The organism is Bacteroides sp. RCH18, from assembly GCF_058231005.1.
Window position 1 is genome coordinate 3,579,407 of the sequence record NZ_JBIPTC010000001.1, and the last position, 12,729, is coordinate 3,592,135.

8 protein-coding genes are annotated in these 12,729 nt (G+C 42.0%); 6 read left to right on the forward strand and 2 right to left on the reverse strand.

Translation table 11 applies throughout. The features are described 5' to 3' along the window. Positions 1-16: 16 nt before the first annotated feature. The 4 genes from ACHLI0_RS13965 to ACHLI0_RS13980 are packed head-to-tail and all read left to right on the forward strand — an operon-like array spanning position 17 to position 8,519. The gene (locus tag ACHLI0_RS13965) at positions 17-3,565 is read left to right on the forward strand and encodes a TonB-dependent receptor (RefSeq protein ID WP_008767502.1); all 3,549 of its coding nucleotides are present in this window, start codon (positions 17-19) and stop codon (positions 3,563-3,565) included. Positions 3,566-3,577: 12 nt separating this feature from the next. Beyond that, complete coding sequence (locus ACHLI0_RS13970; protein ID WP_008767503.1) at positions 3,578-5,044, forward strand: RagB/SusD family nutrient uptake outer membrane protein; 1,467 nt, start codon at positions 3,578-3,580, stop codon at positions 5,042-5,044. A 6-nt stretch (positions 5,045-5,050) separates the two neighbouring features. Beyond that, the gene (locus tag ACHLI0_RS13975; RefSeq protein WP_008762888.1) at positions 5,051-5,950 is read left to right on the forward strand and encodes a hypothetical protein; all 900 of its coding nucleotides are present in this window, start codon (positions 5,051-5,053) and stop codon (positions 5,948-5,950) included. A gap of 19 nt (positions 5,951-5,969) precedes the next feature. Then, a complete protein-coding gene (locus tag ACHLI0_RS13980) occupies positions 5,970-8,519 on the forward strand; it encodes a zinc-dependent metalloprotease (protein ID WP_055219217.1) in 2,550 nt (849 codons plus the stop codon). A gap of 92 nt (positions 8,520-8,611) precedes the next feature. Here the strand turns inward: ACHLI0_RS13980 and ybeY are convergent, their stop codons facing one another. Further along, positions 8,612-9,025, reverse strand: a complete 414-nt coding sequence (ybeY, locus tag ACHLI0_RS13985) for an rRNA maturation RNase YbeY (RefSeq protein WP_413555384.1) — start codon at positions 9,023-9,025, stop codon at positions 8,612-8,614. Between the two features lie 15 nt (positions 9,026-9,040). Next, positions 9,041-10,273, reverse strand: coding sequence for a nucleoside recognition domain-containing protein (locus tag ACHLI0_RS13990; protein ID WP_008762891.1), 1,233 nt, complete (start codon positions 10,271-10,273; stop codon positions 9,041-9,043). 612 nt (positions 10,274-10,885) lie between these two features. Here ACHLI0_RS13990 and ruvB point away from each other — a divergent pair. Further along, positions 10,886-11,917, forward strand: a complete 1,032-nt coding sequence (gene ruvB, locus ACHLI0_RS13995; protein WP_008762892.1) for a Holliday junction branch migration DNA helicase RuvB — start codon at positions 10,886-10,888, stop codon at positions 11,915-11,917. A gap of 145 nt (positions 11,918-12,062) precedes the next feature. Further along, entirely contained in the window at positions 12,063-12,728 is a 666-nt protein-coding gene (locus ACHLI0_RS14000) for an endonuclease domain-containing protein (RefSeq protein ID WP_490749406.1), read from the forward strand. Position 12,729 lies beyond the last annotated feature (1 nt).

Below are 12,729 nucleotides of genomic sequence, written 5' to 3' on the forward strand. Positions count from 1 at the left end.
AAAAAAGGAGGACGACATGCAAAAAAAGAGAGCTCGAGAACGCATTATCATGTTTCTCTGTATTATTTCCTTGTTGTTTACACCGGTGTTGGCTGCATCGCAATCTAATGCAATGAGGGTATCCTTAGATCTTAAATCTGCAACAGTTAAAGAATTTTTTGATGCTGTAAAAGTACAGACTGGCCTGAACTTTATTTATAGTACGGAGCAAGTGAAGAATATGCCTCGTATCACTATTCAGAGCAATAGTCAGCCTATTAGTGAGGTGCTGAACAAAGTGCTGGCAAATACCGGATACAGTTATGAGATAGAAGGAAATATTGTAACCATTGTATATCAGCAACCTAAAGAGAATGTCCGCACGGCTACGGGCGTTGTGGTTGATGAGGGAGGGTTGCCCTTGCCGGGAGCTTATATAAAACTCTCTAAAACGGAGCATTCGACGATAACTGATAATGAAGGTAAGTTTTCTATTAATTTGTTCCATCAGAAAGAGCCTGTCCTGATTGTCTCGTATTTGGGAATGATTGTACAGGAAGTAAAAGTTGCCGGTACTAAACCTATGACAATCGTGATGAAATCGGATGTAAAGTCAATCGATGAAGTTGTAGTAACAGGTTATCAGGAGATTGACAGACGCAAGTTGGCAAGCTCTATATCCTCTATAAAGGGAGCTGATCTGATTGGTGGAGAGTATCTGTCTATCGACAAAATGCTGCAGGGACGCCTGCCGGGTGTTGCCGTGATGAATATGTCATCTACTCCGGGAGCTGCTCCTAAGATCAGAATCAGGGGATCTTCTTCTATTACAGGAAATAGAGAACCGGTATGGGTAGTCGATGGAATTATTCTGGAAGAACCTGTCAATATCTCTACAGAGGAGCTGAACAGTCCGGATAAGATAAATCTGATCGGAAATGCCATCGGTTCGGTCAATCCGGAAGATATTGAACGTGTGGATATTCTGAAAGATGCCAGTGCTACTGCTATCTATGGTATCAAAGCGGCCAATGGAGTTATTGTGGTCACTACCAAGCAAGGAAAAAGCCAGAAACCGAGTATCTCGTATACCGCTACATTGGGGATAACAGCTCCTCCTACTTACGATAAAATGTTTCGGATGAATTCTGCCGACAGAATTGATATGTCTATCGAAATGCAGGAGAGGGGATTATCTTTCGGAAGTTACAAACCTTCGGATATTGGCTATGAAGGGGCATTGCAACATCTGTGGAATAAGGATATTACCTATCAGGAATTCTTAAACCAGGTGAAGACCCTGAAAGGATTAAATACCGACTGGTATGACTTGCTGTTCCGTACAGCATTTACACATCAGCATTCGGTATCCATTACAGGTGGAAATGACCGGAGTAATTATTATATGTCCATGGGATATGCGAATAATAACAGTGTGACGATAGGGGAAGGGTTAGAGCGCTATAACGTACTGGCTAAAATAAATACCAGAATTAACCGGAATATACATTTGGGATTAAAGGTTAGCGGTTCGCTTTCCAAAGCCGAACATCCTCATACTTCCATTGATGTGTATGAGTATGCTTATAATACTTCACGGGCTATTCCACTTCGGACAGCTTCTAATGAGTTGTATTTCTATGCGAATGAGGCTGGACGTAACGGAGTATTGTCTTACAATATCATGAACGAACTGAATCATACAGGAAACAAGAATGATAATTCCGCTATAGATGTAGCTGTCAATCTGGATTGGAAGGTTGCTTCATGGATGAGGTTTTCATCCATATTAGGACTGTCCAGAAGCAACGTGACACAAGAAAACTGGGGTGATGAACAATCATATTATATTTCTTCTATGCGACAAAGTCCCTATGGGAAGATGTTGCCGAATCCCATTGAAGATTCCGAATTTGCAGAAAGATATTGTCTGCTTCCGTTTGGAGGAGAGTTGATGACGACCAATACACGTAATACTTCTTATACATGGAGAAATAGCCTGTCTTTGATGCAAAGTTTCGGAAAACATGAAGTTTCCGGAAGCATCGGACAAGAAGTCAGATCTTCAAAATATGACGGATTAAGCTCTACACAATATGGTTATTTGCCCGAAAGAGGTAAAAAGTTTGTTGATATTGACCCGACAGTCTGGAAAAGATACGGTGCTTTGGTAAAGAGTCATCCGGATGTGGTGACCGATACAAAGAATAATGTGATTTCATTATATGCTACGGCTGCTTATGTTTATGACAGTCGCTATATTCTGAACTTCAATATACGTACTGACGGTTCTAATAAGTTCGGCCAGAGCAAGAGCGTTCGTTTTCTGCCGATATGGTCAGTGTCTACACGATGGAATGTCATCAATGAGAAGTTTATGAAAAACGTCGACTTCCTGAATGATCTGGCAATTCGTGCCTCATACGGTATACAAGGTAACGTGCATCCGGATCAGACCCCTAACTTGATTGCTAGTTTGGGGACATTGGAATCAATGCCACAGGAGTATATTTCAACATTGTATAAGCTGCCGAATAATAAACTGAAGTGGGAAAAAACCAATTCGTATAATATTGCAATCGACTGGGCATTCTGGAATAACAGAATCTATGGATCGCTTGATGTATATTATAAAAAGGGAGTAGATCAGGTGGTTACGAAAAACGTAGCTCCTTCTACAGGTGCGTCAAGTGTCTCCATTAATGATGGTGATGTTGAGAATAAAGGTTGGGATTTGGCTGTTTCTTTTGTTCCAATTCAGACCCGGGACTGGATGTGGAGTTTATCATTCAATACAGGTAAAAACTACAATAAAGTGTTGAATGCTGGGAACTCAGCGATCACTTGGCAAGACTATATCGCAGGAACATTAGTGAGCAATGGCAATGCGATAAATAGTTTCTATTCTTATAAATTTGATAAACTGGATGATCAGGGTTTTCCTACATTTAAGGATATTAATGAGAAAGATGAAGAAGGAAATGCTGTGGTTCATTCTTTGCAGGAGATGTATGACCGTGCTTTTGTTCTTTCCGGAAAACGTGAACCCGATCTGACCGGTGGATTCTCTACTTATTTGAAATATAAGAATATTACATTTAATGCGTTATTCTCATTCAGCTTTGGTAATAAAATGCGCTTGAACGATTTGTATGAGTCCTCCGGACAGCGGCTTCCTTATCCGGACCAGAATATGTCCAGTGAATTTGTGAATCGTTGGAGAGAGCCGGGTGATGAAGACAGAACCATTATACCGGTTTTATCGGATAAGAGTTTGCAGATCAACGATAAGGATGTGACCTATCGTATTGCGGATAATGGATGGGATATGTATAATAAGAGTGATATCCGTGTAGTTTCAGGCAGTTTCCTCAGATGCCGTTCGATGTCTATTCGCTATGATTTTAAACGTGAATGGTTGAAACCTGTCTATCTGAAAGGAGCAAGTGTCAGCTTTGATATGGGTAATGTATTTGTCATTAAAGATAAAGCGCTGAAGGGCAGAGACCCCGAACAGATTGGATTTGGTTCAAGAAGTGTACCACCGCAGCGTTCTTACTCACTTCGCTTTAATATTACTCTTTAATAATGAATGATGATGAAAAAGTATAATTTATATATCATATTGCTTATCTGCACATTATCGTCGTGCAGTGACTTTTTGGAAGAAAGTTCACAAGATTTGATGATACCCAGATCGGTGAAGGATTACAAGGAACTGTTCTTCGGTGAGGTAATGAAAACGAATGAAAAAGACATACCTCATCCTTATCTGGAATATATGACAGACGATGTGAAAGACCAATGTTACTATGGAACCAGACCACAAGTCATTTCTAATGATTTCAGAGAATATGTTTGGGCATATTATACGTGGCAGGGAAACCCGGAAGTGGGAATTTCAAATGAACTAACGCCGGATGTTGCATGGACAGTCTATTATCATAAGATATTGATGACTAATATTATACTGGACCAGCTTTATACCATGAACGGGACGGATATGGAGCGTCAGGATTTAGCAGGTGAAGCTTATTTTATGCGGGCTTTCTCGTATTTTATGCTTGCTAATTTGTATGGAAAGCCTTATCATCCTGCTACGGCAAATGAAGACTTATGTGTACCGCTCAATAAAGAAATCGGCTTATCAGATAAGATGATGAAGCGGGCCACGAATGCAGCTGTTTATGCCCAAATGGAAGAAGACATTAATAAGGCTATCCAGTGTTTTAAAGCTATAGGAGGCGAGAAAACTATTTTCCGTCCTAACTTGCCGAGTGCTTATCTATTGGCATCACGTATTGCCCTTTTTCAGGAGAAATATGATGAGACCATTCTTTATTGTGACTCGGTCTTTAAGGTCGCGACTCAGCCACTTTACAAACTTCAGGAAAAAAAGGACCACTATTTCTTTTCTCTTGCTAACAAAGAAATCTTGTTATCCTACGGACTTACATCACTTGAGACGCATATGAAAGAAGATTTCAGGTATACGGGGAACTTGGTGGTTTCTGATGATTTACTAGCGCTATATTCGGAAGATGATTTGCGTCTTACGAATTATTTCAAGAATACAATCGGCAACCAGACCAGACCTACTAACAAACAGTATAGTGTCTATACACCTATTAAGTGGACTAAAAATTCTGCTACAGTCTATGCCAACGCCTTACGTATTTCGGAAGCTTATCTGAATCGTGCTGAGGCTTTTGCTGAACTTGGCAATACGAACAAGGCTCTTGCTGACTTAAATGAGCTCCGTGAAAATCGAATGAAACCGGGAACTCCGCCGTTAGCTGTTGATGAAGACGGAATTGTAGCAACCGTACGTAAGGAACGTCGTAGAGAACTGGCGTTTGAAGGATTCCGCTGGTTTGATTTGCGCAGATATGGCTGCCCTCCTCTTACGCATACTTACAGTTCAAAGGAGAACGAGGGAGCAGGAGATGTCTTCGAACTGAAAGAGAAAGGCTCATACGTGTTGCCGATTCCTAAGAGCGAAAGAGAGAGAAATACGGAAATAGAAATATTCGACCGTCCGAATAGTGAACCTGTTAATAATTGATCGATTATGAAGAAACTTATATTATTAATTTGTATGTTGGCAGGTATGTCTTCTTGTTATCATGAAGATGCGTTAATCGTTCCTGAGCAACCGGATAAATACAACATTTTGACAGATGACCCGTCAGATCCGACACAGCATTTTATATACCAGTTTTATCAGAAATATCAGACTGTGATTATAACCAATCCGACTGAGGCTGATTATAAATTCAACTTTACAGCGAATAACGGAATTAAAATAACTGCTCCCGAACAAAAGCAGGAGATTATTGATGAAGGGATTGAGTTTTTGCAAAAGGTATTATTGAATTTGTACTCGGATAGTTTTTTAAAGAAGAATTTGCCTTTTTCTATATTGTTATCTGAAGAGGTCCGGATGGCCTCTTATGGTGAGACAACCATCATGAATTGCTATGCTAGTAGCAGCTTTATAGCTTTAGGTAATGTATCATCTTCTTTGAAAACAATGACCGATGAGGAGTTTGTGAAAATCAGAGCAGATGTGAATGCCAGCTTTTGGGCAAAGTATATGTCGGAAGTCAGAGGATTGTTTACTATTTCAGATGCTTTTTATGAAGCTAGTGAAGAAGTTGAACCGAAATTGTACGACCCGAACTGGTATCGTTTTAAAGGAACGGACCCTAATGAAATCGATTTTTATAAGTATGGGGTGATTACTTATTCTGAGAATTCCTATATTGATGAAGATTGGCCGGATTTTAATTCCATTTATGCTCCTTTAAAGAGTGAAGACCTTGCGCAATGGATGAATTTCGTCTTTGAGAAAACTCCTGCCGAGATTCAGGAAATCTGCGATAAATATCCGGTAATGAAGAAGAAGTATGATGTGATTCGGGAAGCTATGCTTGAAAACGGATTCGATCTGTCTAAACTGGAACTATAGAACTTAAAAACAACATGATATGAACAAAATTTTCACCTTATTACTTGTAGGAGCATTAACTGCCGGAGCGGTAACTGCTAATGCCGAAAGTCAGATTTTTAAAAAGAAAAAGAAGAAAGCAAAAGCGGAAACAGAGCAGCCGGCGGCAAAAGATTCCACAAAGAGTAGTATGACCGAATACAAAAAACTACTGAAAGGAGCCAAGACGATTGATGGCATGTTTAAGGTACACATCGTTAAGGATAAGTATTATTTCGAAATTCCTAAAGACTTGATGGGACGCGATTTTATGATTGCGTCCAGAGTATCGAGTACCAGTAACAATAAAGATATAGCTGCCGGACAAATGCCACGCAATCCGGTACTGGTAACTTTCTCGGCAGATAAAAAGAAAATCTACATGCACAAAAAGATGGTGCGCAATTTGTGTGATACTACTTCCAATATGTATGCTGCTTTTCAGCGCAACTTCTCAGACCCTATTTGGGAAGCATATAAGATAGAAAGTCTTTCACCGGACTCTTCAGCATATGTCATCGATATGAGTTCGCTTTTCATAACGGATGTACCCGAATTCAGCCCGTTTCGTTCGGAAAATATAATGGATGTATTGATGAAGAGAAAAGCACTGAAGGGAAGTCTTGCTTCTTCCAAATCGACTATTCTGGGAATGAAGTGTTTTCCGCTGAATATAAACATCAAGACGCTGATGAGTTATACTGTTGACGGAGGACCGTTCACTGTAACCATGACGCGTAATATTATTTTGCTGCCGGAGGAAATTATGCGTCCCCGTTATGGTGACTCGCGTATCGGTTATTTTGATGAAAGCAAGCGGTTTTATACTGAAAAGAAAGATGGTTTGCAAGAGCTTACTTACATCAACCGATGGGATTTGCAACCAAAACCAGAAGACTTGGAACGTTATAAGCAAGGTGAGTTGGTGGAACCTCAGAAGCCGATTGTATATTACGTTGATACTGCTATCCCCGACAAGTGGAGAGATTACATAAAGAAAGGAATAGAAGACTGGCAGGTTGCGTTTGAGGAAATAGGATTTAAGAATGCGATTGTAGCGAAAGACTATCCGAAGGATGATCCGAACTTTGATCCGGATGATATTCGTTATAGCTGCTACCGAATGATTACCACTCCGATACAAAATTCAATGGGACCTTCCTGTGCCGATCCTCGTTCGGGTGAAATCATTCAGGGCGACGTCTTGTTTTATTCAAATATCATTAAGTTGTTGCATAACTGGCGGTTTGTTCAGACTGCTACCGTTGACCCCAAAGTACGCAAGGCAGTGTTTGATGACGAGACGATGGGAAGCTCGTTACGTTATGTAGCAGCGCATGAGATCGGACATACCCTGGGACTGATGCATAACTTCGGTGCATCTTATTCGTATCCGGTAGATTCGCTCCGTTCGGCCACTTTCACTCAGAAGTATGGTACCACTCCGTCCATCATGGACTATACGCGCTATAATTATGTAGCTCAGCCGGAAGACAAAGGAGTTGCTCTGACTCCTCCGCTTTTGGGTGTATATGATAAGTTTGCCATCAAATGGGGATATAAACCTATATTTGATGCGGCATCTCCTGAAGAGGAGAAAGCTACTTTGAACAAGTGGATCAAAGAGAAAGAGAATGATCCGATGTACAAATACGGTCCGCAGCCTTTTATTAATGAGGTCGATCCTTCTTGTAAATCTGAGGATTTGGGTGATAATGCTGTGAAGGCAGGAAGATATGGCCTAAAGAATCTGAAACTTATCATGAAAAACCTGCCGGAATGGACCTATGAAGATGATCATCAATATGAACGCCTGACGGAATCATATCAGGAAGTGATTATGCAGATGCAACGCTACTTACTGCATGCCATGGTGTCCATCGGTGGAATTTACTTTGATGAGCCGAGACGGGACAGCGAAAAGCCTGTTATCCGTTTTGTGCCGAAAGCAGAACAGAAGGAGGCATTGAAGTTTATTATGGAAACTATGATGGAACTACCCGAATGGGTACTTGACAAGAAGGTGATTGAGTATACCGGTCCGACTTATTCGCCAAGTACTTTGCAGTCAATCATTATGAATCGTTTGTTCTTCACATACATTACATCCAGTCTTGTTTTGTACGAGGAGTTATATCCCAAACAGGCTTATACCTTTGCTGAGTATATGGATGATATTTATGATTTTGTGTGGAAGAAAACCATATCCGGTGCCCGGTTGAATATGTACGACCGTAACCTGCAAATTACTTATGTGGAAAAGTTGTTGAAAGAAGGAGGGATGCTGAAACAAAAATCTTCTCCATTCTCATTTAAAGACTTGAATGAAGTTGAGAAACAACTGCTTACGGATAATGTCGATTGGACGAAAGCCGGCTTTGAACTCAACCCGCTCGGAAGTGTGGATATGGTTAAGAATCCGGCTATTTATCAGAAGGTAATGGATAGCTATAGTTTGCTGCGAAGCAAAGTAAATACGGGTGATGCTACTACCCGGGCACATTATCAAAGTCTTGTCTTTAAAATAAAGCAAGCGTTAACGGAACAATAACTATCTCTCTTAGATACTTGGGGGCACCTCGTCGCAGTGATTGTGGCGGGGTGCTAATTTTATCTGGTCAATGGCTTTTATTGAATCGCCGACTATCGCATTGCCAACGCCTTATTCTCCGCCTCTTCCATAATTTCCCTTTCTCCGGGACCTTTGTCATTGATACCGCAGAGATGAAGAATACCGTGAATAATAACCCGGTGTAGTTCATCATCATAAGCTGCCCCGAATTGCTCGGCATTGGTGCGTATCGTATCCAGACTGATAAACAGGTCGCCCGACAGACGATCACCCTGGCAATAATCAAAAGTAATGATATCCGTGTAATAATCGTGTTGCAGATATTGTCGGTTTATCTCCAGAATCTTTTCATCGGAGCAGAAGATATAAGCGATTTCACCGAGTCTTTTTCCATAAGAGGCAGCTACATTCTTTATCCATTCTGTAGTTTCCCGTTTTTTGATATCAGGCATCTTGACGCCTTCGGTTTGATAAGTTACAGCCATAATTGAGTCTATGCTTTAAAAGAAAAATAAATAACTGATTAAGATGGCGGCTATAATACCGGAGAAGTCTGCAATCAAGCCGCAGGTGACTGCATTCCGGGTTTTACTGATTCCGACGCTGCCGAAGTAAACGGCAAGGATATAGAAAGTGGTGTCCGAAGCTCCGCGTACCACGCAACTCATTCGGCCTACAAACGAATCCGGTCCCATCTCTTTCATCGTGTCAATCATCAGCCCATTGGCACCGCTGCCGCTGAGAGACTTCATCAGCGCTGTCGGCAATGCTCCCACAAAACTGGTATCCACTCCGCACAGACCGACTACATAACCAATGCCTCCCACGAGGAAATCCATCGCTCCCGAAGTACGGAATACGGCAATGCCTACAAGGAAGGCAACCAGGTACGGAATGATTCGTACGGCTGTCGTGAAGCCTTCTTTGGCCCCTTCTACAAAAGAATCATATACGTTAATCTTCTTCCGGACCCCTGTCAGAATAAACAGGATGATCACCCCGAACAGAAGAATATTTGCTATCAGCGTAGAGTAAGTACCCATTTCCTCACGCGAAATATTCAGAAACAGATAAATCAATCCGGAGAAGAAAAGGCAGATAACGCCCATCAATATCAGGATAGGCTTGTTGATCAGATTGATCTTCTGGGCGATACTGACGGCTATGACACCGACCAGAGTCGAGATAAAAGTACTCAGCAGGATAGGGATAAACACATCCGTAGGCTGGGCAGCCCCCATCTGCGCACGGTATACCATGATACTGATCGGGATGATGATGAGGCCGGAAGTATTGATAACCAGAAACATGATCATCGGATTGGAAGCCGTATCTTTCTTCGGGTTCAGTTCCTGCAGTTCTTTCATCGCTTTGAGTCCCAATGGGGTGGCGGCATTGTCGAGCCCGAGCATATTGGCGGACATATTCATGAAGATGGAACCCAATACCGGATGCCCTTTGGGAATGTCCGGAAACAGGCGGCAGAGTACCGGACTCAGAAAGCGGGCGAGTGCATTGATCAGTCCGCTGTTCTCTCCGATCTTCATGATACCGAGCCAGAGGGCCAGTACTCCGGTCAGTCCCAGAGATATTTCGAAAGCGGTTTTCGAAGAGTCGAAAGTTGAGTTCATGATAGCTGTAAATATCTCCGTGTCTCCCAGAAAAATTACTTTTATCAGGGCGATAATGAAAGCGATAACGAAGAATGCTATCCAGATATAATTTAGAACCATAGTCGATTGCGTGTATATAGATGGTGCAAAAGTAGTTATTACGTTTTAAATAAACTAATTGTTTTCGGGCAAAAGAGTAGAAGACCGGAACCGGGCTTGTGTACTTTTTCACTCTATTCTTCAATAGAATGATGCGTTGCTTAAGAAAAGAATGTGTAAATACGGTATTTTTAGGAAGAAGAGGCTTTTATGGTCATTAAATAGCAGGGGAAAAGCGGAAAGCAATTACTTGTTATTGTATTTATACACAGCCAGATGCAGGTTGCTATATTCTCAGAGTATTCTCACCGTGATGAGAAAAAATTCTCACCGCAGTGAGAAAAAATACTCATGCCTATGAGAATATTTTCTCATTGCATTGAGAAATTTTTCTCATGCCTTTGAGAATAATTGCGCTTTGGTAATATTGAAAATGATCCCCTTGTTATCAGGGAATGAAGTCACCGAAAGAAGACTGAATGGCATCTTATCATCGCATCGATTTTGAGATTTATTCTTCATAATTCCTCTTGGAAAAGAGAAATGGATAATGGCCGGAGGTTTTTATTATTCTTTCTTATATCGAAAATGAATGGATTTCTCTATCTTTGTCTCCTACATTTCAAGAAGAAAATGGAACAAGAAGATTTTAACATACGCGAACATCAGCTGACTTCACGGGAGCGGGATTTTGAAAATGCGCTCCGTCCGTTAAGCTTTGAAGACTTTAGCGGGCAGGATAAGGTGGTGGAAAACCTTCGCATCTTTGTGAAGGCGGCACGTCTGCGTGGCGAAGCGCTCGACCACGTTCTGCTGCACGGGCCTCCCGGATTGGGTAAAACAACGCTTTCCAATATTATAGCTAACGAACTGGGAGTAGGCTTTAAAGTAACCTCCGGTCCGGTGCTCGACAAACCGGGCGATCTGGCAGGAGTTTTGACCAGCCTCGAACCGAACGACGTGCTCTTTATCGATGAAATTCACCGCTTATCGCCAGTAGTAGAGGAATATCTCTATTCGGCCATGGAAGATTACCGGATAGATATCATGATTGATAAGGGACCTTCGGCACGTAGCATTCAGATTGACCTGAATCCGTTTACGCTGGTCGGTGCAACCACCCGTAGCGGATTGCTGACGGCTCCACTTCGTGCCCGTTTTGGTATTAATCTGCATTTAGAGTACTATGACGATGATATTCTGAGTAATATCATCCGGCGTTCAGCTTCCATACTGGACGTACCTTGTTCGGTGCGGGCGGCATCGGAGATTGCTTCCCGAAGTCGTGGTACGCCCCGTATTGCCAATGCTTTGCTTCGTCGCGTACGCGATTTTGCGCAGGTGAAAGGTTCCGGCTCTATCGATACGGAAATAGCTCAGTTTGCGCTGGAAGCGTTGAATATCGACAAGTATGGTTTGGATGAGATAGACAACAAGATACTTTGCACCATCATAGACAAGTTTAAAGGCGGTCCTGTCGGTCTGACAACCATTGCTACCGCTTTGGGCGAAGATGCGGGCACCATTGAGGAAGTGTATGAACCTTTCCTGATCAAGGAAGGTTTTATGAAACGGACTCCTCGTGGACGTGAAGTGACGGAGCTTGCCTATAAGCATTTGGGAAGGAGCCTCTATAGCAGTCAGAAAACCTTGTTTAATGACTGATAGTTTGGTCTGACACAGTCAAAACAGAGTTTGATTCATAAGTCAGTCAATAGTATCTCCAATTAGGGCTGACTAAAAAGTCGGCAGTATCTTAAATCTCCTCCTTCGGGAAGGAGGAGTACCCGTAGGGGGAGGTGGTAGGTGAATGCATAAATCTATCATTTACAAAGAAATAGGAACAAACATTATTTCTCCTACCACCTCGGTCTGCGACCACTCCTCCTTCCCGAAGGAGGAGAATAGAGATAGAATCGACTTTTTAGTCACCCCCTGGCTGAAAGCCGGGATGGTAGGTAAATACATAAAATGGAACTATCTTATGCAAGATATAATGAATAAACCTGAGAATAAATCAGCTCGCAAGAACTTACGTAACTGTAGTACTTCAGCTGAGGCCACTCTTTGGAAATTGATAAAGGATAAGCAAATTGACGGACTTAAGTTTCGCCGGCAACATAGTGTCGGCTCTTATATTCTTGATTTTTATTGTCCGAAACTTCGGTTGGATATAGAATTGGATGGAGAAGTGCATTCAACATCAGAAGCTATGGACTATGCTGATGCCCGTGCCCGTTTCCTTATTAACGAGAAAGATATTTGGGTGATTCGTTTTGAAAACAGGGTAGTGTTTGAGAATCCATCACAGATTGTAGAGGAGATTAGAGAGGTGGCGAAGAGGCGTAAAATACCTACCACCTCCCCCTGTGGGTACTCCTCCTTCCCGAAGGAGGAGAATGCGGATACTACCGACTTTTTAGTCGGCCCCAATGGAGAAAGTATTGCTAATCATCTTATCACTAATCATTTATAAA